Here is a 26,286-nt window from a genome sequence, read left to right as displayed (position 1 = left end):
GCCCCGCAGCGGGCAGCATAATCGCTTCAGGTTTGGGTTCGCCCCCACCCTTCTCCAGATGTCGGTGCTGCCGACTTTCGACAATTGGTGGTCTCCGCCACAAGTTGGAACTGTCATAGGTCTGCAGCGATTGCCCCGGCAGCGGGACGCCCCGCTTGCCCGGCAGCGGTACACCGCTTGCCTCGGTATCGGCGGTGCCGCTTGCCGCAGCAACAAGCCCCTGCTAAACGCGCGCCATGAGCACGCCCCTCGACCACATCCGAAATTTCTCCATCGTCGCCCATATCGACCATGGCAAATCCACGCTTGCCGACCGGCTGATCCAGCTGACCGGCGGGCTGGAGCTGCGCGACATGAAGGAGCAGGTGCTGGACTCGATGGACATCGAGCGCGAGCGCGGCATCACCATCAAGGCGCAGACCGTGCGGCTGAAATACCACGCCAACAATGGCGAGGACTATATCCTCAACCTGATCGACACGCCCGGCCATGTCGACTTCGCCTATGAAGTGTCGCGCTCGCTCGCCGCCTGCGAGGGCTCGCTGCTGGTGGTCGACGCCTCGCAGGGCGTCGAAGCGCAGACGCTGGCCAATGTCTACCAGGCGATCGACAACAATCACGAGATCGTCGTGGTGCTGAACAAGGTCGACCTGCCGGCCGCCGAGCCGGAGCGCATCCGCGAGCAGGTCGAGGAGGTGATCGGCATCGACGCTTCCAACGCCGTGCTGATCTCGGCCAAGACCGGGCTTGGCATTCCCGATGTGCTGGAGGCCATCGTCCACCAATTGCCGCCGCCGCGCGAGGGCGATGCCTCCGCGCCGCTCAAAGCCATGCTGGTCGACAGCTGGTACGACGCCTATCTCGGCGTCATCGTTCTGGTGCGCATCATCGACGGCGTTTTGAAGAAGGGCCAGACCATCCGCATGATGGGCACCGGCGCCAAGCATCTGGTCGAGCGCACCGGCGTGTTCACGCCGGCCCGCATCAATGTCGACGAGCTCGGCCCCGGCGAGTTCGGCTTCTTCACCGGCTCGATCAAGGAAGTGGCCGACACCCGCGTCGGCGACACCATCACCGAGGACAAGCGCCAGACGGCCAAGGCGCTGCCCGGTTTCAAGCCGGCGCAGCCGGTGGTGTTCTGCGGCCTGTTCCCGGTCGACGCCGCCGATTTCGAGGATTTGCGCGCCGCGGTCGGCAAATTGCGCCTCAACGACGCCAGCTTCTCCTATGAAATGGAAACCAGCGCCGCGCTCGGCTTCGGTTATCGCTGCGGCTTCCTTGGCCTCTTGCATCTCGAAATCATCCAGGAGCGGCTGGAGCGCGAGTTCAACCTCGACCTGATCGCCACCGCGCCGTCGGTCGTCTACCGGCTGCTGCTCACCGACGGCTCGATGAAGGAATTGCACAACCCGGCCGACATGCCCGACGTGGTCAAGATCTCGGCCATCGAGGAGCCGTGGATCCGCGCCACCATCCTGACCCCCGACGACTATCTCGGCGGCATATTGAAACTCTGCCAGGACCGGCGCGGCATCCAGGCCGACCTGTCCTATGTCGGCAAGCGCGCCATGCTGATCTACGATTTGCCGCTCAACGAAGTCGTCTTCGATTTTTATGACCGGCTGAAGTCGATCTCCAAGGGCTATGCCTCGTTCGACTACCATCTGACCGACTACAAGGAAGGCGACCTGGTGAAGATGTCGATCCTGGTCAATGAAGAGCCGGTCGACGCGCTGTCGATGCTGGTGCACCGCACGGCGGCGGAAAAGCGCGGCCGGCAGATGTGCGAGAAGCTGAAGGAGCTGATCCCGAACCATCTGTTCAAGATCCCGATCCAGGCCGCCATCGGCGGCAAGGTCATCGCCCGCGAAACCATCTCGGCGCTGCGCAAGGACGTCACCGCCAAATGCTACGGCGGCGACGTCTCGCGCAAGCGCAAGCTGCTGGACAAGCAGAAAGAAGGCAAGAAGCGGATGCGGCAGTTCGGCAAAGTGGATATCCCGCAGGAAGCGTTTATCCAGGCCTTGAAGATGGGGGATTAAGCGGTTCGGCCTTAGGCCGAACGCATCGACCCGGTGGGTCGATGCGAGCGCAAGTCCGGGTGGGAGCTGCCGAAGGCAGCGGGTCCCACCCCGGGGGTTGCGGCAGTGCGTTCCACCACCCTTGCGGTTGGAGCTCCACCGCCTCTACCTCTCGGCACCTCACCTCACCCGCCATGTCCGCCTCGTCTAAATCAGCAACAGCAACTCCGGGAAGCACTTTCCCGCACGTGGGCCGCCCATCGGCGCAGCGCTCGGCTGTGTCCCAGGGAAGGGTTGGTACGCGTCCGCACCAACCCTGAGTTGGTTGATCCTGCAGCACCGTAGCGGTAGAGAAATCGGGCGGCGGACCTTAATCAGTTCGCCAGTGGCCGGCGCGGGCTCAGGCAACTGCCCTCACCGGCATTCGCGCCGGCCATTTCCCGGGATGGTATGGGGGTGGGTGGCAATCACCCGAAGCAGACGGCGACCGCTCGACGCCTCTGCCGCTTTCGTTTTGCGACTACCCTCCGGACAACGGCTTTTAGATCGCCCCGCCTGGGAGTATCCTCTGCACGGCTTGGGGGAGATCTCAAATGCGTTCCAGCCCTCTGGACATCGTTGCCGCGATCGGCCTTGCCATCGGTGGCGCTTTCGGGCTTGCCGGCACCTTTGTGGGCGGCGACGCGCTGCGCGAAACGCTGTGGATGATCGACGGCGCAGCACTTGTGGTGGCGACCGCGCTGCTGACGATGAAGTATCAGCGGCTGGGCAACGACTGCGTCGCGGCCGGATTTCTGACCTTCCTCGCCGGCGAGAGCCTGCTGCTCGCCGGCAACGCGGCAGGCCTTCAGGCCAGCGTTCCCTCCTATGTCGGAGGCATCTCGCTGTGGGCGGCAGCGCTGGTCATGGTCAGTGTGCCGAGAACCTTCGCTGTGTGGATGCGGCTCACCGCTGTCGTGGCGGCCGCGCTGTTTGTCGTGTCGGCAGGCCGGATCATCTGGGGCACTCCCTTGCTGCCGACCTCGTCGCCACTGCCCGCCGCCGGCTATCCGTTCCTGGTGCTTACCTTCATTGGGTGGATCTGGACCTTGCTCAGGCCTGGGCGGTGAAGAGGGCGGCGGGCCTGTGCCCCTTGCCTTCCCCCCCTGTGGGAGAAGGGAAGATCGCAGGGCAGCGAATCCGGTTAACGGGTCTCTTCGAAGCCTTCGCCGACGCGTTCTTTGACGAAGCATCAAACGTAAAAACCCGCCTCGGCAGCGGGTCATTGGCGCAAATCAGCACCATGGGGAAATATGTAGCATAGCTGCCCTCACCCTGTCAAGAATAAATTCCTATCGACATGAGAACCTACCGGCACAAAAGGCGCTGTTGCCCGCCGCCGGCTATCCGTTCCTGGTGCTCACGTTTGTTGGGTGGATCTGGACGCTACTGCAGGGCGAGCGGTGACAGTGCTGACCTTCTCCCCTTGTGGGAGAAGGTGGATCGGCGCGCAGCGTCGAGACGGATGAGGGGTGCTGGACGGAACGAGGCGTTGGTGGTTCTCGCTCAAATGCACTGTTGACGTACAGCCAAGCTGGAACACCCCTCATCCGTCTTGCCGCTTCACCAGCGATGAGGACCTAAGTACAGATCAGGTCTCAATCCACACTTTCTCAAAATGCTGTTCCAGCGCCTGGTGCTGCTCGCAACCCTCAACACCCTTGCGGTAGGTGCGGTAGACCGAGCGCCAGTAGGGTTGGATGATGATGCCGGAATCGCGCAGATTCTGCTCGATCTTGGCCATGATCTCCTGGCGCGCCTTGGCGTCCGGTGTCGCCAGCGCCTTGTCGAGCAAGGTGTCGAACTCGGGATTGGCGTAGGCGCTTTCGTTCCAGGCGGCGCCCGATTTATAGGCCAGCGCCAGCACCTGGACGCCGAGCGGGCGGCCGAGCCATTCGGTGCAGGAGAACGGGTATTTGCTCCAGTCGTTCCAGAAGGTGGCGGCGGGCAGCACGGTGCGCTTGATCTTCAGGCCGGCCTCGCGCATCTGCGCGGCAATGGCATCGCCGGTGCTCTTTTGCCATTCGACATCGACGGAGATGAGGTCGAACTCGTGGTCAGCCTTGCCGGCCTCGGCGAGCAGTTTCTTCGACCCCTCCACGTCACGCTTGGCCGGGCCGATATCGGCATATTCGGGGTGCATGGGGCCGACATGGTGGTTGTCTGCGGGCTTGCCGCGGCCGCCGAGACCGAGCCTCAGCACCGCCGAATTGTCGACCGCGAGTTGGGCAGCGCGGCGCACCTTGGCGTCGTCATAGGGCGCGTTGCCGACATTGAAGCGGGCGACGATGGTGGAGCCGGTGGCGATCTCGGAATTTTTGAGCCCCATCTGATCGGTCTGCGAGACAGCATCGGAGGCGGTTTCGTGGTCGGTGTCGATCTCGCCGGATTCGAACGCCGACAGCATGGCGTTGGGGTCGGAGCCGTAGTCGACCCATTTGATGCCGTCGAGCCAGAACTCGCCCTTCCACCAGGGCTTGGCCTTGAGCTTCACCTCGGCGCCGGTCTCGGCATCCCAGCTGACCAGCTCGCACGGGCCGGTGGTGATGGAAAGCGCCTTCATGGGATCGCCGTCGCCCTCGTAGGAGCGGTGCATGATCAACGCCGGGTAGTCGGCCATGCCGGCGATCAGCGAGATGTCGGGTTTCGGCAGATTGAGTTTTATGGTGAAGTCGTCGACCTTCTCGATGCCGCCGTCGACAAGCTTCTTGGTGTCGGCATTGACCAGCGCGCCCATGCGCGCGGCGACCGAATTGCCTGCTACCGAGGCGTCGCACCAGCGGGTGAGATTATGGATGACATCGTCGGCGTTGAAGGCATCGCCGTTCGACCAGGTGATGCCCTTGCGGACGTGCAGCGTGAGCGTCTTGGCGTCGTCGCTCGCCTCCCAGCTTTCGAGCAGCCAGGGCTCGAAGGAGAAGTCGGTGTTCCAGCGCACCAGATATTCGTTGCAGTGGCGGGCGACATTCGACATCTCCACGCCGTCGAAGGTGCGCGGGTCCTTGAAACCCTTGACGTTCATGGCGACGCGCAAGGTGCCGCCACGCTTGGGCTCAGCCGCGCGGGCAGGGGTGGGGGCAAGGCCGCCCAGCGCCAGCGCGCCTGCGGCGCTGACGCCGAGGCCGGCCATCAGCGCGAGATATTCGCGGCGGTTGATGCCGCCTCTCCTGAAATCGTCGGCGACGGGTTTTGCCCGGGGGTGCAATTTTGCGTCGGTCAGCATGAATTTCATCGTCGTTCCCTCTTGTTGGGCGCCCGGCGGAACGCGGGGCCGGACGCGACCGCCGGGTGCCTGAGAGCCGATGATAGGGCGGGGTGACGCTGGGGAGTGTTCGGTTTTCCGCAGTTCTTGTGCGGTGCTCCGCAGGGCGTACAGCCGATCTCCCCCCTTGTGGGGGAGATGTCCGGCAGGACAGAGGGGGGCGCTGTCCCGCCAACCTCTCAGCCAAGTTCAACTGAGCCCTCAAAGGATTTCGGAAGATCAGAGGATCGAAGGTCGCGATCCTTCGCGCCCCCCTCTGCCCTACCGGGCATCTCCCCCACGAGGGGGGAGATTGGCGCTTCACCGTTGGCGTTTCAATACGGCCACTCGCCCTTACCCAGGGCAGCAACCGCGGCAATGATCCGCGCAAACGCTCCCGCCGCCGCCGGCACGGTCGTGCGGGCGCGCAGGAAGCTGTGCACCAATCTCGGCTCCTCGTGCCGCCATGCCTTGCCGCCGCTGGCCAAAATGCGGTCGCGGTAGGTCTCGCCATCCGACGACAGCGGGTCGCAGTCGGCGGTGACGATCACCGTTGGCGGCAGGCCGGAGAAGTCGCGGTCGCGCAAGGGCGAGAAGGTTGGATCGTCTGATGATTGCGCCTTGGTCGAGCGGACGTCGCGGTAGAAGGCGATGTCGTGCAGCGACAGCAGCGGAGCGTCGGCGTGCTCGACATAGGAGCCGGTGCTCTGGTCGCCGCCAAGCTCGGGATAGATCAGCACCTGGCCGATCGCGGCGCCGCGGCGCGTTGCCTGCGCCACCCCTGCCGCCAGATTGCCGCCGGCGCTTTCGCCGCACAGCACGAGCGGCAGGCCGGTGGTCGCCGCCGCCCATTCGAAGGCGGTGACCGCATCGTCGAAGGCGGCGGGGTGCACATGCTCCGGCGCCAGGCGGTAGTCGACCGACAGCACGTCGAAACCGGTGCCGGCGCAGATCTCGGCGCAGATGTCGTCATGGCTTTCGAGCCCGCCGAGGATGAAGCCGCCGCCGTGATAATAGACCACCATCGCCGCTGCCGCCTTGCCGGCAAGCCGGTAGCGGCGGACCGGGATGTCGCGGCCGGCGGCGGCAATCAGGCCGTCTCTGGCCTTGACCCCTGGCGGGCGGCCCTGGTGGAAGGCCCGGCACATCTTGTCATAGACCGCGCGCTGCTTGTCGATCGGCAAGCCGATGATCTCCGGGGGATACCAGGCGTTGAGCGCGTCGATATAGGCCCACAGAGCGGGGTCGAGCCGAGTTTCGTATTTGCCGTGGTTGGTCATGTCCGTCTTTGCCGACAAAGACACATCAAAGCTCGCTGTAAAGATCGGCCGCGTTTTCAAAAGTGAAGCGCAGCGGCACTGAGCCTTCGACCTGCCAGGCGGTGACGCTTTCGCCCGCCAGCAGCCGGCAGGCGCCGTCGGTGTCGGTGACGGCGCCGCCATAGAGCCGGTTGGCGAGGTTGAGAATGCCGGTCTGGTGCATGGCCGCACTGCCGCTGCCGCAGGCATCCTTGACCAAGAGCACGCGAAAGCCTTTGGCGACGGCGTCCTTCACCGTGGCGTCGATGCAGGCCTCGGTCCACACGCCGGCGATAACAAGCCATTCGATGCCGACCGACTTGAGGTCGCGGGCCGCCGGGCCGGTGCGAAAAGCGCTGGCCTCGGCCTTGATCAGCAGGGCCTCGCCATTGGCGGGCGCGACCTCGTGGCAGATCTCGGTCAGCGGGTCGCTCTTGTCGGAAAAAGCCGATTTGCCGTCGGCACCGACCGGATGAAACGGGCGATCCTGCTTGTCGAGATCGACGATGTAGGCCCAGTGGTAGAGCGGCACATGGTTTTGCCGCGCTGCCGCCTGCAGGCGCTGGACGTTGGCGAGGATGTCGGCAAAACCCTCGACCAGATAGCGCTGGTCCTGCCGGTGCTCTTCCTGCAGGTCGATGAAGACCGCGACCACGGTGCCGCGTTTGAGGGCGATGGGGGTTTTCATGGGGCAGTGCCTGAGAGAGGCGACGCAGTCGCCTTCAGCGGGCTATCGCCCTTGGGGGTTGGCCGAAGCGCCCGCGACTTCGTCATCCACGGGCGGAGCGGGAGCGAAGCGGACACGCAGACCCGAGGATCCATGCCGTGACGTTGATCGACAGCGGAGCAGATCAGCACCGCAGCAGCGCTCTGAAGTCGCGGCATGGATCCTAGGGTCTGCGCCGCGTCGCTGCGCTCCTTGCTTCGCCCTAGGATGACGACGGCGTGGTGGTGGGCAGCTGATATCAAACCTGCTTCTCCAGAAACTCGTCCTCATAGGGGAAGCGCGACAGGAGTTCGGTTCCGGTGTCGGTGATCAGGATCTCGTCCTCCAGCTTGACGCCCTCGCGGCCGCCCTTCTCGCCAATATAGCTTTCCACGCTCACCACCATGCCTGGCACGATATGGCCGTCGCGGCCATAGGTCTCGTAGTCCATGGCATGGGCGATGAACGGCGTTTCGCCATGCATGCCGACGCCGTGCATGACCGAGGTGTAGCGCTGGTCGACGAAACGGTCGGGGATTTTCCAGGCCTTTTCGGCGATCTCGCGGAAGGCCATGCCGGGCTTGACGATCCCGATGTTGTGCTGAACCTGGTCATGCGCCATGCGGTAGAGCGATTTCTGGTAGGGCGTAGGCTTGCCCGGCCCGCAGCGGAAGGTACGGGAGAAGTCGGAATAGTAGCCGTAGCAGCCGATGGTGTCGGTATCGAGCGCCAGCAATTCGCCGGGCCGGATCTTGCGGCCGCTGGCTTCGTTGAACCACGGATTGGTGCGCTGGCCGGAGGTCAGCAGCCGGGTCTCGATGAATTCGCCGCCCTGGCGGATGACCTCGCCATACATGATGGCGAACAGGTCGTTTTCCGATACGCCGGGCTTGATCGCCTCGCGCACCGCATAGACGGCGGCCTCGGCGCCGGCCATCGACACCTGCAGACATTTGACTTCCTCGGGCGTCTTCACCGCGCGCACCGCGAGGATCTCGCCCTGGCAGTCCCGGACCTCGCAGCCGCGCTTTTCCAGCGCGAGGGCCTGCAGATGGCTGCAACGGTCGAGGCCGAGCTTCATCGAGCCGCCGCCGTGCTGCTTCAAAAGCTCGGCGATCTCATCGGCGAAGGGGCCGGCGGTTTCGTCGTCGCGGCCGGAGACCGACGACCAGACCAGCTTGGAAGGACGCGCCTCGTCGATCGTGTCGAGCACCATCGAGACATGGTAGCTCTGCGGGTATTCGAACAGCACGATCGGCCCGACGGTGGGGATGAAGAAGTAGCGGGTCGAGTTGCGCAGGAAATAGCCGAACATGTTGCGCGAGCCGGTGGCGTAGCGCTGGTTGTAGGGGTCGAACAAAACGACGCCGCCATAACCCGCCTCGCGCATCCAGCCGCGCAGCTTGGCCAGCCGGCCTTTGCGCAGGGCGTCGGCGTCGATGAAGGACGGCTCGGTGTCGGACAGCCACATGCCGCCGGCCGGATCGGCCGCGGCGGGGTGGCGCATGCGATCCTTGAAGTCGACGTCCTCGGTGCTGTCGGGATCGAATACGACGATGCTCATGGGTGTGCGGCCTTGGCTGGGTTGCGAGGTCTGAGCATGGCGCATGAGGGGCGAGAGCATTGTGCGGAAAACCGCGTGGGTTGTGCGGGATGCCGCTGACCTTACTTACGTGGCGCTACCCCCGCACCCTAATGCCGCCTCGCCAGCTTCGGCGGATGCCCATGCTCCTCGCGAAAGGCCCGGGCAAAGCTCGACATCGAGGCAAAGCCGCAGGCGAGCGCCACGTCGCGCACGGCGAGCGTCGAATGCGCCAAGAGGTCGGCGGCGCGCTTCAGCCTGAGGCGCCGGTAGTAGCCATTGGGCGAGATGGCGAGTTCGGAGCGAAAGCTGCGTTCGAGCTTGTCGGACGACACGCCGAGCCTGGCCGTCAGCTCGGCCATGCCCAGCCTTTCCTCGACCGCATCCTCCATGATGGCGATGGCCGACAGCACCAGCTCGTTCTGGACGCCGGTCCGCAGGCGCAGCGGCATCATCTTGCGGTCGATGCTGGAGCGCAGCTGGCTGTGCACGAACCATTCGGCGACGCCGGCGGCGAGCTCGGCGCCGTAGTCGCGGGTGATGATCTCCAGCATCATGTCGAGGCTGCCGACGCCACCGGCCGAGGTGAAGCGCTTGCGGTCGATGACATAGAGGTCGCGCCTGAGCTCGATGTTGGGGAAGGCCTCGGTGAAGGCGGCCTGGCTGGTCCAGTGCAAGGTGCAGGCATGGCCATCGAGCAGGCCGGCGCGAGCGAGAAAGAACGCCGCGTCCGCCACCGCGCCGATATGGGCGCCGTTGCGCAGGCTTTTGCGGATCCAGTTGGCGGCGTCCTCGGCGACGAGGTGATCGGCATCGCCACCCGAGCAGACGACGATGCGGTCGACCTTGGGCGCATCCTCGGCGTAAAAGCCCGGCTGGATGACGACGCCGTTCGAGGCCTCGACCGGGCCTGGGGTCGCCCCGACGATAATCCAGCGATAGCACTGCCGCTTGGCCAGCACATTGGCGGCGCGCAGCGGCTCGATGACCGAGCTGAACGCCATCATCGGAAAGCCTGGAAACACCAGCACGGCGAAGGTGAGGGGCGTCTCGGCGGATTTTGGTGGGGCGTGCGCTGCCATGGGGCGCTACAATTCGGGCAGATGGGGTTCGGGGTCAACCGGGTGGTGGAGGTTGGCGCCGCCCCTCACCTGCCTACCGGCATCCTCTCCCCGTATAGTGACGGGGAGAGGGACGCTGTCATCGATGGTTTCGCCAATCACCAGCATTGCAAGGAGGACGACGGCGTTGCGACCAGCCTCTTTCTCCCCGTCACTATACGGGGAGAAATGCCCGGCAGGGCAATGAGGGGCAGCGCCGACATTGGTAAATATTCACGCGTGCGAGCTGCGGCGTGCCTAACCCCCCAGCGCCTGGTCCAGATCCGCGATCAGATCGTCGCCATCCTCGATGCCGGCCGACAACCGCACCAGCGAATCCGAAATGCCGATCTCCGTCCGCTTCTCGGCCGGGATCGAGCCATGCGTCATCAGCGCGGGGTGTTCGATCAAGCTCTCCACCCCGCCGAGGCTTTCGGCCAGCGTGAACAGTTGCGTGCGTTCGAGGAAGCGCTTTGTGCCGGCAAGGTCGCGGTCGAGCACGGCTGATATCATGCCGCCGAAGGCGTGCATCTGCCGTTTGGCAATGTCGTGCTGCGGATGGCTGGCGAGGCCGGGATAGATGACGCGGCGCACGTCTTTGCGGCCTTCCAGCCATTGCGCGATCTTGAGGCCATTGGCGGAATGGCGCTCCATCCTGAGCGCCAGCGTCTTCAGGCCGCGCAGCGCCAGAAAACTGTCGAACGGGCCTGAGATGGCGCCGATGGCGTTCTGCAGGAATTTCAGCTGGGCGGCGAGATCCTTGTTGTCGCCGACCACGGCGACGCCGCCGACCATGTCGGAATGGCCATTGAGATATTTGGTCGTCGAGTGGACGACGATGTCGATGCCGAGTTCCAGCGGCCGCTGCAGATAGGGGCTGCAAAACGTGTTGTCGGCGACGGTGAGAACGCCCCTGCGTTTGGCCAGTGCGGCGACACCTTCGAGGTCGACGATGCGCAGCAGCGGGTTGGTCGGCGTCTCGACCCAGAGCAATTTTGTTTCGGGGCGGATCGCCGCCTCGACGGCGGCGAGGTCGGTGAAGTCGACGAAGCTGACCTGCAGGTTGGCCGAGCGCTTGCGCACCCGCTCCATCAGCCGGAAGGAGCCGCCATAGATGTCGTCGGTGGCAACGATATGGGCGCCGCTGTCGAGCAACTCCAGCACGGTGGCGATCGACGCCAGCCCGGAGGCGAAGGCGAAGGCTGCCGTGCCGCTTTCAAGGTCGGCCACCGCGCGCTCGAAGGCAAAGCGCGTCGGGTTCTGGCTGCGGGCATATTCAAAACCCTTGTGCACGCCGGGCGACTGCTGGCCATAGGTCGAGGTGGCGTAGATCGGCACCATCACCGCGCCGGTCAGCGGGTCGTGGCTCTGGCCGCCATGGATGGTGCGCGTCGAAAAGGCCAGGCGGTTCTTGCCCGATGAAGATGGGCCTGGTGGCGGGGTGTGGGTGGTCATCGTGCGCGCCTCAAATGGTTGATCAGGTCGATGCGGGTTATCAGGCCGACGAACTCGTCGCCGTCGAAGATGATGGCGACCTCGTTGCGGTCGAACACCGGCAGCAGCGCGTCCAGCGTCTGGCTCGCCTGCAGCGTGTGCAGGTTGGAGGTCATCGCCGTGCGCACCGGACCGTTGAAGCGCTCCCAGCGGCCGTCATAGGGACCGTCGACATGGGCGAGGATATCGCTCTCGTCGACGATGCCGACGAGCTTGCCGTTGTCGAGCACCGGCAGCTGCGAAACATCGGAGCGGCGCATGCGGCCATAGGCGTTGAGCAGGCTTTCGTCCGGGCCGACATAGACGGTGTCGCCGGTGCGGTGCGTGCGCATCACCAGGTCGCGCAGGTCGCCATGCTGCTCGTGCTCGGCCAGGCCCTGTTCGGCCAGCCAGAAGTCGTCGAACACCTTCGACAGATATTTGTTGCCGCTGTCGCAGACGAAGGTGACAACGCGCTTGGCGACAGTCTGTTCGCGGCAATAGCGCAGAGCGGCCGACAGCAGCGTGCCCGACGACGAACCGGCCAGAATGCCTTCCTTCGACAAGAGGTCGCGAACGGCCAGCATGCTCTGCTTGTCTGATATGGCGTAGGCCTTTTTCACCAGCGACAGGTCGGCATTGGGCGGCACGAAATCCTCGCCGATGCCTTCCACCGTCCAGCTGCCGGCCTCTTCCATCTTGCCGGTCTTGATCAGCGGCGCCAGCACCGAGCCGACCGGATCGGCCAGCACCATCTCGGTCTTCGGCGACACTTTGGCGAAGTAGCGGCCAAGCCCGGTCAGCGTGCCGCCCGAACCGACGCCGACGACCACCGCGTCGACATCGCCGTCGAGCTGGGCGAAGATTTCGGGACCGGTTGTGGTTTCATGCGCCAGCGGGTTGGCCGGGTTGGCGAACTGGTTGGCATAGAAAGCGCCGGGCACCTCGGCGGCGATCTTCTCGGCCATGTCCTGATAATATTCGGGGTGGCCCTTGCCGACGTCGGAGCGGGTCATATGCACCTCGGCGCCGAGCGCGCGCAGATGCTGGATCTTTTCGCGCGACATCTTGTCGGGCACGACCAGCACGATGCGATAGCCCTTGGGGATGCCGACCTGGGCGAGGCCAAGGCCGGTATTGCCGGCGGTCGCCTCGACGATGGTGCCGCCCGGCCTGAGCTTGCCCTGTTTTTCGGCGGCGGCGATCATCGACAGGGCGATGCGGTCCTTGATCGAGCCGCCGGGATTCTGGCTTTCGAGCTTGATGAACAGCCGGCACTTGCCGGTGTCGAACTTGGTCAGTTCGACCACAGGCGTCTGGCCGATCAGGTCGAGAACCGACGCATAGGGCGGACGCAGGCGGGATGTTGTGCTTCCCAAGGGGGCGCTTTCCGACGGCGCGCTGCCTGCTGCGGCGATCTTCTGCTCGCTCATATCGATGCTCCATGATCAAGCGACCGCCTCTGGGCAGAGCGGCAGCGTATCCTCTTTTCCAGCCCTTTGCAGTCGGAAAGAAGATAGATCGTGCCAATCAACCGGCCAGATGGAGAATGTCATTCCAGGTTTGGGGCCAGAATTTGCAGCTTGGAGCGTTCCACCCTGACAGGCTGATTTCCTCGACACGGCCACCGGCCGTTTCCACGCACCATCTCGTTCGTTGCGAGCTGCAATTTCCGCATGCTAGCCGGGATGCATGAGGCGCCCTGATGCGGTCGCGGATGGCGCCGGCAGCCATGGATCGCGAGCGGGTTGGTTCGGGGCCAAACGCAGAGAAACCTTCAATGAAGATCATCGCCTATGACAACTTCAAACCCGGCGTCACCATCGACGATTTGAAACCCTATCTGCGCGACGAGGTCTCGAATGTCTGGCGGCTTTGGAAGGCGGGGATCGTGCGCGAAAACTACGCACGCGCCGATGTCGGCGGTGTGATCATCGTCTTCGAGCTCGACAGCGTCGAGGCGGCCAGGCGCTACACCGACGACTTTCCGCTGTCGAAGGCAGGGCTGCTGGAATGGCATTTTCTCGCCTTCGACGCCGCACCATTACCGCTCGAATATCTGTTCGACCCCACCGTCGACATCGCCCAACCCTGGGACCGGACGGCCGCATGATCCGGTCAAGCGAAGGCATCGAGATCCCGACCAATATGGCGGAGTGGTGCGATCCGCCCCGCATGGCGCTGGTGATCTACGACATGCAGGTCGGCATCTGCCGCCAGATCGCCGGTGCGGCTGATATCGTCGAACGCACCGGCATCGCGCTCGAAGCGGCCCGCTCGGCGGGCATGCGGGTGGCGTTCACGCGCCATTTGTCCCTGCCGCGCAAATGGATGGGCGCAACCCAGCTGCGCACCGCCATGGCCTGGCAGCGGCGCGACCGCCCCGACACGGTCGAGCCGTGGTTTCCGCGCGATGCCGAAGCCACGCAAATCGTCCCCGAACTCGCGCCACGCGCCGATGAAGCCGTGTTCGACAAGCTGACCATGTCGGCCTTCGATTCCACCGCGCTCAGCTTCGCCTTGCGGGATTGTGGGGTGCGTGCTGTCGCGCTCGCCGGAGTGGCGATGGAAATCGGCATCGAGCCGACGGTTCGGCAGGCGACCGACAATGGCTTCGTGGCGGTGGTGATCGAGGACGCCTGCGGCTTCGGCAACCGGGAAGCGCGCGACCGGTCGATGGCCACGCTGGGCTTCCTTGGCGAAGCAGTCGTCACCGATGTCGCGGGTTTTTGCGGCGCGCTCGCCACTGGGAGATGAGCGCCTTGTCAGGCCTCGATCTCGGTGCGGAAGCGGACGCCGACAGCGCGTCCGTGCACGTCACCCCAGTCGTAGAGCGCCTGCAAGGGGGCCGCCAGATCGCGGCCACGGTCGGTCAAGGTGTAGCGCCCCTTGCCATCGGGCGACGCCTCCAGCACGACAAAGCCGATGTCGACGAGATCGGCCAGCCGCTGCGTCAACATCTTGTCGGACAGCGACGGGATCGTCCGCCGCAGTTCGGAATAGCGCATCGGCTGTTGCTTGATCCGCGCCAGGATCACCGTCCTCCATTTGCCGCCGAGCGCATCGAGCGCGAACTCGACCGGACAGCCGTAAAGTCTACCGCGTTGGGTCATGCGCGCATCGTAGGCAAGGCCGGGAAGCGACGGAAGCAGAATTTGCCAGGCCATGTGGCCAGCTAGGCGCCGCACGGCCGCGTCCGTATCTGTCGGCAACAGGCTTCAAGGGGAGAGCGACGATGAGTGTACGGGATGCCAATCCGGTCAATGCGCTGAAGCCTAAGCGCGTGGCGATCGTTATCGCCAACCCGGCTGTCTCGACCACGACCGGATGGCCGGTCGGCTTTTGGTGGAGCGAGCTCACCCACCCGTGGTTCGCCTTCACAGAACGCGGCTACGCGGTGGAGATTTTTTCGCCCGATGGCGGCAAATGCGAGGCCGATGCGCTGAGCGACCCGCGCGATCCATCGGGCTATTCCGAGACCGACCTTATCTCGCTCGGCTTCCTGTCGAGCCCGAAGCTTGCGGCCCTGGTCGACAACACGCGGCCGGTGGCGGAGATCGAGGTCGAAAGTTTTGACGCGATTGTCGTCGCCGGCGGCCAGGCGCCGATGTTCACCTATGAACACGCGACAGGCCTGCAACGGACATTCGTCGCCTTCCATGAAGCCGGCAAAGTAGCCGCCGCTTTGTGCCACGGCACCGCGCTGCTGCGCTATGCCCAGCGCGCGGACGGATCGCTGCTCGTGGCCGGCAAGACGGTGACGGGCTTCGCCAATGTCGAGGAGGATTTTGCCGACAAGGCGACCTGGGAGATAGGCGCGCTCGAGCGTGGAAAGCATCTGATGCCGTGGCGGATCGAGGATGAGTTGAAGGCCCTCGGCGCCAACTACATCTACGCCGGGCTGTGGCGTCGCTTTGCCGTGCGCGACGGCAATTTGATCACCGGGCAGCAGAATTTCTCGGGCGCGGAGACCGCGCGCGTCGTTTGCGAAGCGCTAGGCGGCTAGGCTTCTAGCCGAGCAGCCGCTTGCTCAGCCTGGCGCATTGAACGCGAATGTCGGGAATGGCGTCGATCTCGAAGAAGGTGCCGCGCGTCAGCGGGCCGACGGCCAGGATCTTGGCCGAAACAGTGCCGTCGCTGGCGAGGATCTCGCAATTGGCCGACACGTCGAGGCCGATGCGCAGCGGATCCGGTCGCGCCAGGCCGCGGTCGACCAGCGAGCACACGACGCTGTTCGACGAGGTCGAGATGTCCCTGACGATGCCGGCGCAATCATAGATACGGGCGACCTCGAATGTCTCGAGGCGCTGCGTGTGGCGCGACTGGACCTCGACCGCCAAGTCGCCGTCCCGCGCGATGTCGACAACGCGCCCGGCGACCAGGCGGATGCGGCCGGATTGCACGGCCTCGGTCACGCGGGCATAGACTTCGGGCGCCATGCGATGGCGGTGGATGTCCCACCAGGCCTTGGTGTGTTCGACGAAGCGGCGCTTGGCGGATGCGGGCCAGTTCTGCCAGATCTTCTGGTTGAACGGCCGCAAGCCGTCGACGACGTCGCGCCAGTCGATGCCGGCCTTCTGGTTCTCCTTGATCAGGTCGCGGAACCAGCCGACGAAATAGGACAATTGGGTGCCGAGCGGAATGTCGGCGACGTCGAGCTTGATCGGATTGCCCTTGCGATGCGGCGAGGGCAGCAGGCCGCGCCGCGACACCGCGATGATGTCGCCGCGATGGCCGCGCTGCTCTAGGGAGAGGAAGGCGTCGACCATGCTGAGACCAGTGCCCAGCACCATGACGCGGCTGTCCGAGGGCAGTGCCGTGTCGGCTTCCGAGCCCATCCTGATCGCATGCCCCTGCGCCGGCTCCTCGTCATGGCCGGTGGCCAGCACGGCGAGATGGGCGACGACGCTGGTGCCGTTGGCCAGCGCGACCTCGACGCCGGAGGTGGTCGGCGTGATCGAGAGGCTCTCCTCGCGGATCAGGCGCAACCGGCCGGTTTCGCGCTCGCGCGTTTCCAGCTCGTCGAGCAATTCCTTGAGGTAACGGGCATAGAGGCTGCGCGGTGCGTAGACCGGCGCCTGGTCCGGGGCAGCCAGGCCGCGCTCCAGCAGCCAGCGCCAGAAATTGCCGGGATCGTCGGCATAGGCGCTCATGCCGGCGGCACTGACATTCAGCACATGCGCCGACAGCAGCGTCGAATAGGCGATGCCCTGGCCGAAATGCGGGCGCTTTTCGATCAACGTGACGCGCAGATCGGGATTGGGCGATTTCAGGAGATGCGCGGCCATCACCACGCCGCTGGCGCCGCCGCCGACAATGATGATCGAGTTGGCGCGCCCGGTCATGCGCCCGGCCTTGTGCGAAATGCGCGCGTCAGGCCTGGACCTTCACCGGCAGGTCGTCGATGCCCTTCGCGACCGGAAGGTCGTCGATGGCGATATCGCGCATCTCGGCGAGGCTGCGCTGATCGAGCACCTCGGCGATCGCCTGCCGGACCTCGAGCATCAGATGTCGGACTTGGCATGTCGCCTCGTTGCAATCTTCACAGCGCTGGTACTGGGTGCGGCTGGCGCAAGGAATCGGCGCCAGCGGCCCGTCGAGCACGCGCACGACATGGCCCACCTTGATCTCGTCGGCAGGCCGCGCCAAGCGATAGCCGCCCTCCTTGCCCTTGCGGCTCTGGACGAAGCCGGCATTGCGCAGCTCGCCGAGGATGGCGTCGAGAAATTTCTTCGGGATGTTGTTGCCGGTAGCGATGTCGTTGACGAAAGCGAGCTGTCCGGCCGGCAGTTGCGCGAGGTGTACGAGCGCCTTGAGGCCGTACTTGCCCTTTTTCGTGAGCATGAGATCAAAATTTCTCTGTCATGCGACGGCGCGGAACCATCGGTTGCGAAACGCCTGGCGTGCGTTCCCGCCGCGTCCAAGCCCACATGACACATAAATTCTAGTGACATGATGTACAAGCCGAGAGCTGTTGATTTTGCTTCGTTTTCAAGCCGCTATGGCCATTTTGTCAGGACTTTGTGCCCGCAGGGACACAACGGCACGGCTTTGACGGCCAAAGCGCGTCGTCAGCGATCATCGCGATACGGTGGCCGCTCATCGTCGCCTCCAGTTCCCAATGTCGATAAGATTACTATACTTACCTTCGAACACGCGGAACAGGTTTTTAAATCCACGGCTATTTGAGGCATGGATTTGCCTGGGATGGGGCAGGACAGGAATTCTCGTTCATTCTGGATGGCGTCCCCAGCTGTCGACAGTCCCGACCTCGTCATCCACGGGCGGAGCAGGAGCGAAGCGACGTCGCGGAGACCCGACGAAGCTGGTGGGCTTCACCGACCTCCAAAGACCGCAGCCTCCTTGTCCGCTTCGGCACCGCACCGCCGATGCATTTTTTCTAATAAGCCTGTCCTGGCTGGAAGGATTTAACTCTACAAGAACGATAGAATTAGCGGACTATCATAGGGCATTCCGGTTTTCTCTTTTTCAGGAGCCCTTCATGTCCACAATTTCGCGACGCATCATTCTGCTTTCATCGGCGGCCCTTGCGGGTGCTGCCTTCCTCGGCCCGGCCTTTGCCGACGACCTCAAGATCACCATCGGCTACCAGACGGTGGTCGAACCTTCGAAAGTGCCGCAGGCCGACGGCACCTATGAAAAGGCGACCAAGGCGGCCATCGACTGGCGGAAATTCGATTCCGGCGCCGATGTCATCGCCGCGGTCGCTTCCGGCTCGGTCGACATCGGCTATCTCGGCTCGAGCCCGCTGGCGGCTGCGGCGAGCCGCGAGCTGCCGATCCAGACCATCTTCGTCGTCGGCCTGATCGGCGAGTCCGAAGCGCTGGTTGCCCGCAACGGCGCCGGCATCGAGAAGGTCGCCGACCTCGCCGGCAAGAAAGTAGCCGTGCCTTTCGTTTCGACGACGCATTACAGCCTGCTCGCCGCGCTGAAGCATGAGGGCGTCGATCCGAAGTCGGTCGAGATCCTGAATCTGCGGCCACCGGAAATCGCGGCGGCCTTTGCGCGCGGCGACATCGATGCGGCCTATGTCTGGGATCCTGCGCTCGGCCAGATCAAGACGACGGGCAAGGTCGTGCTGGACTCTTCGCAGGTTGCCGCCTGGGGCGCGCCGACCTTCGATGCCTGGATCGTGCGCACCGACTTTGCCGAGAAGAACCCGGAAGCGGTGCGCGACTTCGTCAAGGTGACGGGCGCGTCCTATGCCGAATTCCTGGCCAAGCCGGATGCGTGGTCGGTGTCGTCGCCGCAGGCGGCCAAGATTGCCAAGCTCACCGGCGCCAAGCTGGAGGAGGTGCCGCAGCTGCTCAAGGGCTATGTCTTCCCGACGCTGGAAGAACAGGCGTCGGACAAGTTCCTCGGCGGCGGCACGGTCAGGGCGGTCGAGGCAACCTCCGCCTTCCTCAAGGAGCAGGGCAAGATCGACGCCGTGCTGCCTGACTATTCCAAATACGTGTCGTCGAAATATGTCACCGAGGCGCTGGCCTCAAACTGAGCGCAATGAACCCGACGCGCGCGGATTTTCTTCCCTGACGCCGCGTGCTGACTGCCCCGGGACTGCTGACGAGGAGCGGTTCCGGGGCAGTCGGATTCTCCATTCGTTTGAACATGATCTCTAGCGAAAACCCGACGCCACTTTTCGGGATCATGCTCTAGAACCTCCTGCGAGGGCTCCATGTCGCATCTCGTGCTCGAAGGAATTTCGATCCACTATGACGGCCAGCCGACGCCCCCCGTCGAACGGGTGTCGATCGACGTTGCCAAGGGTGATTTCGTCGTGCTGGTCGGCCGCTCCGGCTGCGGCAAGACCTCGCTGCTCAATGTCGCCGCCGGCCTGGTCGCGCCGGCGCGCGGCTCCGCCGCCATCAATGGCAAGCCGATCACCGGGCCTGGCTCTGACCGGGCGGTGGTGTTCCAGAACGATGCGCTGTTTCCGTGGCTGACGGCGCGCGAGAACGTTGCCTTCGCGCTGCGGCTGCGCGGTGTCAGGCCAGCCGAGCGGGCGCGCCGTGCTGATGAATTGCTTGATCTGGTGAAGCTCGCGGACGCCGGCGACAAGCGCATCTGGGAGCTTTCCGGCGGCATGCGCCAGCGTGTCGGCCTGGCCCGGGCGCTGGCCGCCGAACCCGAATTCCTGCTGCTCGACGAACCGCTCGGAGCGCTCGATGCGCTGACACGCGAGCGCATGCAGACGACGCTGCTCGACCTGTGGACGGCAAGCGATGTCGGCGTGCTGATGGTGACGCATGGCATCGAGGAGGCGCTGGTGCTCGCCACCCGCATCGTCGTGCTGGCACCCGGACCGGGCCGAGTGGTGCAAACCTTCGAGCCCGGCTTCTCCAGGCGCTACGCGGCCGGCGAGGCCATTCGCTCCATAAAGGCCGACCCGGCCTTCGCCGCGGCGCGCGGCGAGCTGACCGACGCGATCTTCGAAGGAGAAGCGGCATGACCATTTCCTCCTATACGGAACGGCCGGGCCACAAGGTCGACGAGGCCGACGGCCTGTCGGTGCCATGGTCGCGACCCAGTCCGAAGCGCAAAGGCGTTTCGGCGCGCATGGTCAGCGCGGTCACCATCCTGGTGGTGCTGGCGGTGTGGGCGCTTTCGGCCCGACTGCAACTGGTGTCGCCGGTTTTCCTGCCTTCGCCTGCCGCCGTGTGGAACAAGTTCATCGTCGTCGCTCGCGACGGCTTCGTCGATGCGACACTGCTGCAGCATGCCGTCGCCAGCCTGGCCAGGGTGTTTGCCGCGCTGATCGCCGCCATCCTGATTGGCGTGCCGGTTGGTCTGGCCATCGGCATCAGCACTGTCGGGCGCGGCATCTTCGATCCGCTGCTCGAATTCCTGCGGCCGATCCCGCCGCTCGCCTACCTGCCGCTGGTCATCATCTGGTTCGGTATCGGCGAGCCGTCGAAGATCCTGGTGATCGCCATCGCCATGCTGGCGCCGGTCGCGCTGTCGACCGCCTCGGGCGTGCGCGGCGTCTCGCAGGAGCGCATCAATGCGGCCCGCTCGCTTGGCGCGACGCGCGCCCAAGTGGTCCGCCATGTGATCCTGCCCAGCGCGCTGCCGTCGATCCTGACCGGCTTGCGCATCGCGCTCGGCGCCGGCTGGTCGACGCTGGTCGCCGCCGAACTGGTGGCGGCGACGCGCGGACTTGGCTTCATGATCCAGTCGGCCGCCCAGTTCCTCGTCACCGACGTGGTGGTGATGGGCATACTGGTGATCGCGGCCATCGCCTTCGTGCTCGAATTCACCATCCGCAGAATCGAGCGCGTGCTCGTCCCGTGGGCGGGAAAGGAATGATCGGAAAAGGGAGAATGACGATGACCCATTCCACCGCCGTGCTGTTCAGCCATTTCGGCGCCTGGCTGCTCAGCCTTTCCAGGGACAAGGCGCACAGGCTGCAAGAGGACGGCCCGGCGTCGCCGACGCCAGTCCAATTGCAGGCCAGGCACAACCGCCTGCCACCGCGCGACGAGAGTTTTTACTGGGCCTGGCAGTATTGGTCGCAGTGAAGGGCGGCGGTGCCGGTTGGCGTCGATCGGCAGCGAACGTCGACACTCAGCAGCCAGTCGCACGCCCTCTTCGTGATCCACGGGCGGAGCGGGAGCGAAGCGGACGCGCAGACCCGAGGATCCATGCCGTGACGTTTGAGCGCTGCGGCGGTGCAGAAGTTTGTGCGATGTCGGCAGGACAGAGGGAGTGGGAAGGATCGCTACAGAGCAAGCTTCTCTTCTGCGCCGCTGCATTTTCCTCGTCGTCACGGCATGGATCCTAGGGTCTCCGCGACGTCGCTTCGCTCCTGCTCCGCCCTAGGATGACGAAGGCATGGGGCTTCCAGCAAATCGCCTGCGTTGGTGATTTGCGCCGATCGGCAGCAAAACAATTCCATCTTTCCCACCTAACTCGCAAAATCGTTTCTCTACTAAGTTTATAGACCTACCTAGCCTGATCCATCTTCCACCCGGCGAGGACATTTCCCGACGCCGATCCGCATCGAAGGAGAGGGATCATGTTCAACCTAACAAGACGTGTTTTCGGCATCGGCCTGCTGGCGGCCAGCGTTGCCATGTCGTTCGGCGCCGCGACGCAGGAGCTGAAGCAGTTCAGCATCGGCTATCAGAAGACCGGCCTGCCGGTGATCGCCAGGCAGCAGCAGGTGATTGAAAAGGCGCTGAGCGACAAGGGCGTCACAGTGAAGTGGGTCGAGTTCACCGCCGGTCCGCCGCTGGTCGAGGCGCTCAATGTCGGCGCCATCGATGCCGGCTGGACAGGTGATGCGCCGCCGATCTTCGGCCAGTCGGCCGGCGCCAACATTGTCTATGCGGCAGCACTGCCGGCCAACGGCGACGGCGAGGCGATCTTCGTCAAGCCGACGTCGCCGATCCAGTCGGTCGCCGACCTCAAGGGCAAGCGCGTCGGCGTCGGCAAGGGCACCAGCGCGCATAATCTGCTCGTCGCGGCTTTGGAAAAAGCGGGCGTTCCCTTCGACCAGATCACGACGGTCTATCTCAGCCCGGCCGATGCGGCCGCCGCCTTCGCCAGCGACCAGATCGACGCCTGGGCCGTCTGGGATCCGTTCTTCGCCATCGCCGAAACCCGCTACCAGCCGCGTGTGCTGGCCCGCTCCAGCGAGGTGCTCAAGGTCAACACCTATTTCCTCGCCAACAAGGATTTCGCCAAGGCGCATCCCGAGATCGTCACCACGACGATCACAGCCCTTGGCGAGGCGGCGAAATGGGCCGACCAGAACCGCGACAAGGTGGCCGCGGCGCTGCACGAGGTGACCGGGGTGCCGCTCGATGCGCAGACCATCGCCGCCAACCGCACCAAGTTCGGCATCTTTCCGATCACCGACGAGATCATCGCCGGCCAGCAGGCCACCGCCGACCGCTTCTACAAACTCGGGCTGATCCCGAACGCGGTGCGGATTTCCGACGCGGTGTGGACCGCACCGGGCAATTGATTTTTGTCCAGGCGGCGCCGGGTGAGACCACCCGGCGCCGTCTCCCGTTTTCGCCTGCATCTCCGAGAGGCCTGCCATGACCGCGTTAGCCAGCCCACTTGATTTCTTCTGGTTCATCCCGACGCATGGCGATGGTTCCTATCTCGGCTCCGAGCAACAGCAGCGGCCGCCGGAGTTCGGCTATTTCAAGGAGATCGCCCAGGCGGTCGACCGGCTCGGCTTTCCCGGCGTGCTGTTGCCGACCGGGCAGAACTGCGAGGATTCCTGGATCACCGCGACAGGCCTCGCGACACTGACCGAAAGACTCAAATTCCTCGTTGCACTTAGGCCCGGCGTGACGCTGCCGACCTTCGCCGCCCGCCAGACGGCGGCCCTCGGCCGGCTGAGCAACGGTCGCCTGTTGCTCAATGTCGTGGTCGGCGGCAACCCGACCGAACTCGCCGGCGACGGCGTCTTCCTGCCGCATGACGAGCGCTATGCCCAGGCGCATGAATTTTTGACCATCTGGCGCGGCCTGGTGTCGGGCGAACGCGTCAATTTCGACGGCAAATACTACCGCGTCGAGAACGGCCGCCTCGACCTTCTGCCGCTGCAGGAGCGGCCGCCGCTCTATTTCGGCGGATCGTCTGATGCCGGGCAAGATCTCGCCGCCGACCTCGTCGACATGTACCTGACCTGGGGCGAGCCGCCGGCACAGGTTGCCGAGAAACTCGCCTCGGCACGCAGCAAGGCGGCGCTGCGCGGCCGCACGCTGCGCTTCGGCATCAGGCTGCATTTTATCGTCCGCGAAACCGAGGACGAAGCCTGGCGCGCCGCCGACCGGCTGATCAGCCACGTCACCGATGCCCAGATCGAAAACGCGCAGGCGCGCTTCCTCAACCAGATGGACTCGGTCGGCCAGCGCCGCATGGCCGAACTGCATGGCGGCCGCCGCGACCGGCTGGTGGTGTCGCCCAACCTGTGGGCCGGCGTCGGGCTGGTGCGCGGCGGCGCCGGCACGGCACTGGTCGGCACGCCGGAGCAGATCACCGAACGCATCCGCGAGTATCAGGCGATCGGCATCGATACCATCATCGGCTCGGGCTACCCGCATCTGGAGGAAGCCTATCGCGTCGCCGAGCTTTTATTCCCTCGGCTCGGGCTCGGCACCAGGCGGCTCAGGGCGCGCGAAGACATCGCCAACGAATTCTCAGTCGGCTTCCATGGCGCGGCTCGCCTGCAGGCCGCGTCATGAGCTTTTCCACGCGGCTCCACAGGAACGGCATCGGCTGGCTGCTGCCGGTGCTGGTGATTGCCGGCTGGGAAATCGCCAGCCGCGCCGGTTTGATGCCGCCCAACGTGCTGCCGGCGCCAAGTGCCGTCGCCGAGGCCTTCTGGCGGCTGACGCTATCGGGCGAACTGATCCGCAACATCGGCGTCAGCACGGCGCGCGCGCTTGCCGGCTTCGCCGTCGGCGGCTCGATCGGCTTTGCGCTCGGCCTTGCCAACGGGCTGTCGACGCTCAGCCGTGGCCTGACCGACACGACGCTGCAGATGATCCGCAACATTCCGCACCTGGCGCTGATCCCGCTGGTCATCCTGTGGTTCGGCATCGACGAGGAGGCAAAACTGTTCCTGGTGGCGCTCGGCGTGTTCTTCCCGATCTACGTCAACACGCTGCTCGGCATACAGAGCGTCGACCCGCAGCTGGTCGAGATGGGCCGCGTCTACGGCATGGATCGCCGCGCACTGTTTTTCCGGGTGATCCTGCCCGGCGCGCTGCCGGCGATCTTTGTCGGCCTGCGCTATGCCTTGGGCATCATGTGGCTGACGCTGATCGTCGCCGAGACGATTTCCGCGAGTTCCGGCCTCGGCTACATGGCCATGCAGGCGCGCGAGTTCCTGCTGATCGATGTCGTCGTGCTGTCGATCCTGATCTATGCGCTGCTCGGCAAGCTGGCCGACAGCCTTGCCCGCCTGCTCGAGCGACTGTCGCTCGGCTGGCATCCCGCCTTCCAGAACGCCTGAGGTTTTCAATGCCCGCAGCCAGCCTCGCCGCCGTCCGCTCGTTTGTCGCCGCGCCGCAGCAGCCGCAGCCGGAACAGACCATAGAAAGACCGCGCGCCTTTGCCTTCAAGGGTGTCGGAAAATCCTTTGGCGACAAGGTCGTTCTCGACGGCATCGATCTGGACGTGCCGGTCGGACAGTTCGTCGCCGTCATCGGCAAGAGCGGCTGCGGCAAGAGCACGCTTTTGCGGCTGCTGGCCGGACTCGACCGGCCGACGGCTGGAGCGTTGACATTTGGATCAGAAGAGGAAGGCCACAGCCGCACGCGCTTCATGTTCCAGGAGCCGCGCCTGCTGCCCTGGGCCAGCGTGGTGAAGAACGTCGAGGTCGGGCTGACCGGCATTGCCACGGGCGCCGACGCAAGGCAACGGGCGCTCGCCATTCTTGGCGAGGTCGGGCTCGCCGATCGCGCCGACGAATGGCCGTCGGTATTGTCCGGCGGCCAGAAGCAGCGCGTGGCGCTGGCCCGCGCGCTGGTCGGCCACCCGCAGATCCTGGCGCTCGACGAGCCGCTGGGCGCGCTCGACGCCTTGACCCGCATCGAGATGCAGCAGTTGCTGGAACGCATCTGGCTCGCCCAGAAGTTCACCGCCGTGCTGGTCACGCATGATGTCGCCGAGGCGGTCGCGCTCGCCGACCGGGTCGTGGTGATCAGCGCCGGCAAGATCGCGCTTGACCTCGATGTGCCCGTGGCCCGGCCACGCCGGCGCGGTTCGGTCGAGCTTGCCCGGCTTGAGGGCAAGATTTTGGATCGGCTGTTCGGCTAGCTTTATCGGGGCAGCACAACCCTTCGAGAGGGGGGGCGCGAAGGATCGCTAGCGCTTGTCCTGCACAGAGCAGCTCACCCCCGCGAACGGTTTGCCCACACCAGTCCCAGCAGGCCGACCAGCATGGTGACGAGGCCGACATAGAGCCATTGCGACTGGCCGGTCATGAAGCTGCCGCCGACCACGCCGATGCCCTGCAGCGACCACAGCGCGCCGATGGCAAGCACAATCAACGCCAGCAGATTTTTGGTCAGTCTCATTGACGGATCTCCCTTTCAAAGTCGATCGGTTGCGGCGCTGTGGGCGCGATGAATGAACTGAGGAAGGGACCCGACCGCGTTCACTTCTACTTGGATATCAACGCTCGATCTTGTCAAACAAGTCCCCGACTTCAGCATAAAGATCATCGAGAATTGATCACCGGCCTGCCGAAAATCCCTAACAGACTGTTACCCATCGACTCCAAACGTGTGCCATCGCCATGGAACCGCCAGATACTTGCCGCATTTGTCGCCTTATTCGACACATAACGGCTGGGGTCTGTCAAAAACGGAGCCATCCCCCAAATATGAATACTACAAAACAGACCGCGCTTGTCGCGGTAACGATCGCTGCTGGCCTGATGGCCGGCGCATCTTCGGCGGCCGCCGCCGGCCAGTGTGGCCGTGCCTCCTGGTACGCCCTGCACTCCAGGACCGCATCGGGCGAGCGCATGAACCCGTCGGCGTTGACCGCCGCCCACCGCACCTTGCCTTTCGGCACCAAGCTTCGGGTGACCAACCAGAACAACGGCCGCAGCGTCATCGTGCGCATCAACGATCGCGGTCCGTTCATCAGGGGTCGCGTGCTCGACCTGTCGAAGGGTGCCGCCGGCCAGCTCGGCTTCATCGGTTCCGGCCATACCGCCGTCTGCATGGCGCGCGTTTGATATTGCTATTGCTTGGACCAGGATCTTTCCGAAAACCGCAATCCACTTTCGGGATCATGGTCGGGTAGTCCGGCGCCAAGGCCGGACACATTTCG

The 26,286-nt window shown here is 64.7% G+C and carries 25 protein-coding genes; 14 read left to right on the top strand and 11 right to left on the bottom strand.

The genetic code is table 11. The features are described 5' to 3' along the window. Positions 1–236: 236 nt before the first annotated feature. Complete coding sequence (gene lepA, locus ACFFNA_RS22235) at positions 237–2,042, top strand: translation elongation factor 4 (RefSeq protein ID WP_111543997.1); 1,806 nt, start codon at positions 237–239, stop codon at positions 2,040–2,042. 572 nt (positions 2,043–2,614) lie between these two features. Continuing rightward, positions 2,615–3,130, top strand: a complete 516-nt coding sequence (locus tag ACFFNA_RS22230; RefSeq protein WP_378921628.1) for a hypothetical protein — start codon at positions 2,615–2,617, stop codon at positions 3,128–3,130. A gap of 521 nt (positions 3,131–3,651) precedes the next feature. Here ACFFNA_RS22230 and ACFFNA_RS22225 read toward each other — a convergent pair. The 7 genes from ACFFNA_RS22225 to ACFFNA_RS22195 all read right to left on the bottom strand — a co-directional run bounded on the left by ACFFNA_RS22225 (position 3,652) and on the right by ACFFNA_RS22195 (position 12,893). Further along, positions 3,652–5,292: an ABC transporter substrate-binding protein gene (locus ACFFNA_RS22225; protein ID WP_378921626.1), complete on the bottom strand. Its 1,641-nt coding sequence runs from the start codon at positions 5,290–5,292 to the stop codon at positions 3,652–3,654. A 344-nt stretch (positions 5,293–5,636) separates the two neighbouring features. After that, positions 5,637–6,581: an alpha/beta hydrolase gene (locus ACFFNA_RS22220; protein WP_378921624.1), complete on the bottom strand. Its 945-nt coding sequence runs from the start codon at positions 6,579–6,581 to the stop codon at positions 5,637–5,639. Between the two features lie 25 nt (positions 6,582–6,606). Then, on the bottom strand, positions 6,607–7,287 hold the full coding sequence (locus ACFFNA_RS22215) for an isochorismatase family protein (RefSeq protein WP_378921622.1): 681 nt from the start codon (positions 7,285–7,287) through the stop codon (positions 6,607–6,609). 277 nt (positions 7,288–7,564) lie between these two features. Continuing rightward, entirely contained in the window at positions 7,565–8,869 is a 1,305-nt protein-coding gene (locus ACFFNA_RS22210; protein ID WP_095083860.1) for a M24 family metallopeptidase, read from the bottom strand. A gap of 128 nt (positions 8,870–8,997) precedes the next feature. Next, positions 8,998–9,969 (bottom strand): GlxA family transcriptional regulator, encoded by a 972-nt coding sequence (locus ACFFNA_RS22205; protein ID WP_378921620.1) that lies wholly within the window; start codon positions 9,967–9,969, stop codon positions 8,998–9,000. A gap of 276 nt (positions 9,970–10,245) precedes the next feature. Further along, on the bottom strand, positions 10,246–11,442 hold the full coding sequence (locus tag ACFFNA_RS22200; protein ID WP_378921618.1) for a trans-sulfuration enzyme family protein: 1,197 nt from the start codon (positions 11,440–11,442) through the stop codon (positions 10,246–10,248). Continuing rightward, positions 11,439–12,893, bottom strand: coding sequence for a pyridoxal-phosphate dependent enzyme (locus ACFFNA_RS22195; protein WP_378921616.1), 1,455 nt, complete (start codon positions 12,891–12,893; stop codon positions 11,439–11,441). The genes ACFFNA_RS22200 and ACFFNA_RS22195 overlap by 4 nt, the downstream gene beginning before the upstream one ends. Before the next feature lie 347 nt (positions 12,894–13,240). Here ACFFNA_RS22195 and ACFFNA_RS22190 point away from each other — a divergent pair, with 347 nt between their 5' ends. Together ACFFNA_RS22190 and ACFFNA_RS22185 are read left to right on the top strand one after the other, a co-directional pair. Next, positions 13,241–13,573 (top strand): hypothetical protein, encoded by a 333-nt coding sequence (locus ACFFNA_RS22190; protein ID WP_111544009.1) that lies wholly within the window; start codon positions 13,241–13,243, stop codon positions 13,571–13,573. After that, positions 13,570–14,217, top strand: a complete 648-nt coding sequence (locus tag ACFFNA_RS22185) for a cysteine hydrolase family protein (protein WP_378921614.1) — start codon at positions 13,570–13,572, stop codon at positions 14,215–14,217. Before ACFFNA_RS22190 ends, ACFFNA_RS22185 begins: the two co-directional genes overlap by 4 nt. A gap of 8 nt (positions 14,218–14,225) precedes the next feature. Here ACFFNA_RS22185 and ACFFNA_RS22180 read toward each other — a convergent pair whose 3' ends face one another. Continuing rightward, on the bottom strand, positions 14,226–14,573 hold the full coding sequence (locus ACFFNA_RS22180) for a winged helix-turn-helix transcriptional regulator (RefSeq protein ID WP_378921612.1): 348 nt from the start codon (positions 14,571–14,573) through the stop codon (positions 14,226–14,228). Between the two features lie 122 nt (positions 14,574–14,695). Between ACFFNA_RS22180 and ACFFNA_RS22175 the strand changes: the two genes are divergently transcribed. Beyond that, positions 14,696–15,466 (top strand): type 1 glutamine amidotransferase domain-containing protein, encoded by a 771-nt coding sequence (locus ACFFNA_RS22175; RefSeq protein WP_378921610.1) that lies wholly within the window; start codon positions 14,696–14,698, stop codon positions 15,464–15,466. Positions 15,467–15,470: 4 nt separating this feature from the next. On the opposite strand, the gene ACFFNA_RS22170 is transcribed toward ACFFNA_RS22175, so the two are convergent. Next, positions 15,471–16,805 carry an FAD/NAD(P)-binding protein gene (locus tag ACFFNA_RS22170; protein ID WP_378921608.1) on the bottom strand — a complete coding sequence of 445 codons (1,335 nt, stop codon included), beginning with the start codon at positions 16,803–16,805 and terminating at the stop codon, positions 15,471–15,473. A gap of 28 nt (positions 16,806–16,833) precedes the next feature. Next, entirely contained in the window at positions 16,834–17,304 is a 471-nt protein-coding gene (locus tag ACFFNA_RS22165; protein ID WP_111544013.1) for an RrF2 family transcriptional regulator, read from the bottom strand. 658 nt (positions 17,305–17,962) lie between these two features. Between ACFFNA_RS22165 and tauA the strand changes: the two genes are divergently transcribed. The 8 genes from tauA to ACFFNA_RS22125 all read left to right on the top strand — a co-directional run bounded on the left by tauA (position 17,963) and on the right by ACFFNA_RS22125 (position 25,263). Continuing rightward, a complete protein-coding gene (gene tauA, locus ACFFNA_RS22160) occupies positions 17,963–18,976 on the top strand; it encodes a taurine ABC transporter substrate-binding protein (RefSeq protein ID WP_378921605.1) in 1,014 nt (337 codons plus the stop codon). A 180-nt stretch (positions 18,977–19,156) separates the two neighbouring features. Then, on the top strand, positions 19,157–19,930 hold the full coding sequence (locus tag ACFFNA_RS22155; RefSeq protein ID WP_378921603.1) for a taurine ABC transporter ATP-binding protein: 774 nt from the start codon (positions 19,157–19,159) through the stop codon (positions 19,928–19,930). Continuing rightward, positions 19,927–20,787, top strand: coding sequence for a taurine ABC transporter permease TauC (gene tauC, locus ACFFNA_RS22150; RefSeq protein WP_111544016.1), 861 nt, complete (start codon positions 19,927–19,929; stop codon positions 20,785–20,787). The genes ACFFNA_RS22155 and tauC overlap by 4 nt, the downstream gene beginning before the upstream one ends. 20 nt (positions 20,788–20,807) lie before the next feature. Continuing rightward, entirely contained in the window at positions 20,808–20,999 is a 192-nt protein-coding gene (locus ACFFNA_RS22145) for a hypothetical protein (RefSeq protein ID WP_111544159.1), read from the top strand. Positions 21,000–21,553: 554 nt separating this feature from the next. Further along, the gene (locus ACFFNA_RS22140) at positions 21,554–22,450 is read left to right on the top strand and encodes a sulfonate ABC transporter substrate-binding protein (protein ID WP_378921693.1); all 897 of its coding nucleotides are present in this window, start codon (positions 21,554–21,556) and stop codon (positions 22,448–22,450) included. Positions 22,451–22,526: 76 nt separating this feature from the next. Next, a complete protein-coding gene (gene ssuD / locus ACFFNA_RS22135; RefSeq protein ID WP_378921601.1) occupies positions 22,527–23,684 on the top strand; it encodes an FMNH2-dependent alkanesulfonate monooxygenase in 1,158 nt (385 codons plus the stop codon). After that, on the top strand, positions 23,681–24,457 hold the full coding sequence (locus tag ACFFNA_RS22130; RefSeq protein ID WP_378921599.1) for an ABC transporter permease subunit: 777 nt from the start codon (positions 23,681–23,683) through the stop codon (positions 24,455–24,457). The genes ssuD and ACFFNA_RS22130 overlap by 4 nt, the downstream gene beginning before the upstream one ends. 8 nt (positions 24,458–24,465) lie before the next feature. Next, positions 24,466–25,263, top strand: coding sequence for an ATP-binding cassette domain-containing protein (locus ACFFNA_RS22125; RefSeq protein WP_378921597.1), 798 nt, complete (start codon positions 24,466–24,468; stop codon positions 25,261–25,263). A 74-nt stretch (positions 25,264–25,337) separates the two neighbouring features. Here the strand turns inward: ACFFNA_RS22125 and ACFFNA_RS22120 are convergent, their stop codons facing one another. Beyond that, the gene (locus tag ACFFNA_RS22120) at positions 25,338–25,523 is read right to left on the bottom strand and encodes a hypothetical protein (protein ID WP_167458442.1); all 186 of its coding nucleotides are present in this window, start codon (positions 25,521–25,523) and stop codon (positions 25,338–25,340) included. 308 nt (positions 25,524–25,831) lie between these two features. Between ACFFNA_RS22120 and ACFFNA_RS22115 the strand changes: the two genes are divergently transcribed. Further along, positions 25,832–26,191, top strand: a complete 360-nt coding sequence (locus ACFFNA_RS22115; RefSeq protein WP_378921595.1) for a septal ring lytic transglycosylase RlpA family protein — start codon at positions 25,832–25,834, stop codon at positions 26,189–26,191. The last annotated feature ends 95 nt before the right edge of the window (positions 26,192–26,286 follow it).

Origin of the sequence: Mesorhizobium kowhaii (assembly GCF_042431665.1) — a bacterium.
GTDB lineage: Bacteria > Pseudomonadota > Alphaproteobacteria > Rhizobiales > Rhizobiaceae > Mesorhizobium > Mesorhizobium kowhaii.
This window is presented reverse-complemented; position numbering and strand designations above follow the sequence as displayed.

What these genes read in the sequence shown, in the direction of transcription:
- lepA (WP_111543997.1), top strand. Translation starts at nt 237, where the DNA reads ATGAGCACGCCCCTCGACCACATCCGAAATTTCTCCATCGTCGCCCAT.
- ACFFNA_RS22230 (WP_378921628.1), top strand. Translation starts at nt 2,615, where the DNA reads ATGCGTTCCAGCCCTCTGGACATCGTTGCCGCGATCGGCCTTGCCATC.
- ACFFNA_RS22225 (WP_378921626.1), bottom strand. Translation starts at nt 5,292, where the DNA reads ATGAAATTCATGCTGACCGACGCAAAATTGCACCCCCGGGCAAAACCC.
- ACFFNA_RS22220 (WP_378921624.1), bottom strand. Translation starts at nt 6,581, where the DNA reads ATGACCAACCACGGCAAATACGAAACTCGGCTCGACCCCGCTCTGTGG.
- ACFFNA_RS22215 (WP_378921622.1), bottom strand. Translation starts at nt 7,287, where the DNA reads ATGAAAACCCCCATCGCCCTCAAACGCGGCACCGTGGTCGCGGTCTTC.
- ACFFNA_RS22210 (WP_095083860.1), bottom strand. Translation starts at nt 8,869, where the DNA reads ATGAGCATCGTCGTATTCGATCCCGACAGCACCGAGGACGTCGACTTC.
- ACFFNA_RS22205 (WP_378921620.1), bottom strand. Translation starts at nt 9,969, where the DNA reads ATGGCAGCGCACGCCCCACCAAAATCCGCCGAGACGCCCCTCACCTTC.
- ACFFNA_RS22200 (WP_378921618.1), bottom strand. Translation starts at nt 11,442, where the DNA reads ATGACCACCCACACCCCGCCACCAGGCCCATCTTCATCGGGCAAGAAC.
- ACFFNA_RS22195 (WP_378921616.1), bottom strand. Translation starts at nt 12,893, where the DNA reads ATGAGCGAGCAGAAGATCGCCGCAGCAGGCAGCGCGCCGTCGGAAAGC.
- ACFFNA_RS22190 (WP_111544009.1), top strand. Translation starts at nt 13,241, where the DNA reads ATGAAGATCATCGCCTATGACAACTTCAAACCCGGCGTCACCATCGAC.
- ACFFNA_RS22185 (WP_378921614.1), top strand. Translation starts at nt 13,570, where the DNA reads ATGATCCGGTCAAGCGAAGGCATCGAGATCCCGACCAATATGGCGGAG.
- ACFFNA_RS22180 (WP_378921612.1), bottom strand. Translation starts at nt 14,573, where the DNA reads ATGACCCAACGCGGTAGACTTTACGGCTGTCCGGTCGAGTTCGCGCTC.
- ACFFNA_RS22175 (WP_378921610.1), top strand. Translation starts at nt 14,696, where the DNA reads ATGAGTGTACGGGATGCCAATCCGGTCAATGCGCTGAAGCCTAAGCGC.
- ACFFNA_RS22170 (WP_378921608.1), bottom strand. Translation starts at nt 16,805, where the DNA reads ATGACCGGGCGCGCCAACTCGATCATCATTGTCGGCGGCGGCGCCAGC.
- ACFFNA_RS22165 (WP_111544013.1), bottom strand. Translation starts at nt 17,304, where the DNA reads ATGCTCACGAAAAAGGGCAAGTACGGCCTCAAGGCGCTCGTACACCTC.
- tauA (WP_378921605.1), top strand. Translation starts at nt 17,963, where the DNA reads ATGTCCACAATTTCGCGACGCATCATTCTGCTTTCATCGGCGGCCCTT.
- ACFFNA_RS22155 (WP_378921603.1), top strand. Translation starts at nt 19,157, where the DNA reads ATGTCGCATCTCGTGCTCGAAGGAATTTCGATCCACTATGACGGCCAG.
- tauC (WP_111544016.1), top strand. Translation starts at nt 19,927, where the DNA reads ATGACCATTTCCTCCTATACGGAACGGCCGGGCCACAAGGTCGACGAG.
- ACFFNA_RS22145 (WP_111544159.1), top strand. Translation starts at nt 20,808, where the DNA reads ATGACCCATTCCACCGCCGTGCTGTTCAGCCATTTCGGCGCCTGGCTG.
- ACFFNA_RS22140 (WP_378921693.1), top strand. Translation starts at nt 21,554, where the DNA reads ATGTCGTTCGGCGCCGCGACGCAGGAGCTGAAGCAGTTCAGCATCGGC.
- ssuD (WP_378921601.1), top strand. Translation starts at nt 22,527, where the DNA reads ATGACCGCGTTAGCCAGCCCACTTGATTTCTTCTGGTTCATCCCGACG.
- ACFFNA_RS22130 (WP_378921599.1), top strand. Translation starts at nt 23,681, where the DNA reads ATGAGCTTTTCCACGCGGCTCCACAGGAACGGCATCGGCTGGCTGCTG.
- ACFFNA_RS22125 (WP_378921597.1), top strand. Translation starts at nt 24,466, where the DNA reads ATGCCCGCAGCCAGCCTCGCCGCCGTCCGCTCGTTTGTCGCCGCGCCG.
- ACFFNA_RS22120 (WP_167458442.1), bottom strand. Translation starts at nt 25,523, where the DNA reads ATGAGACTGACCAAAAATCTGCTGGCGTTGATTGTGCTTGCCATCGGC.
- ACFFNA_RS22115 (WP_378921595.1), top strand. Translation starts at nt 25,832, where the DNA reads ATGAATACTACAAAACAGACCGCGCTTGTCGCGGTAACGATCGCTGCT.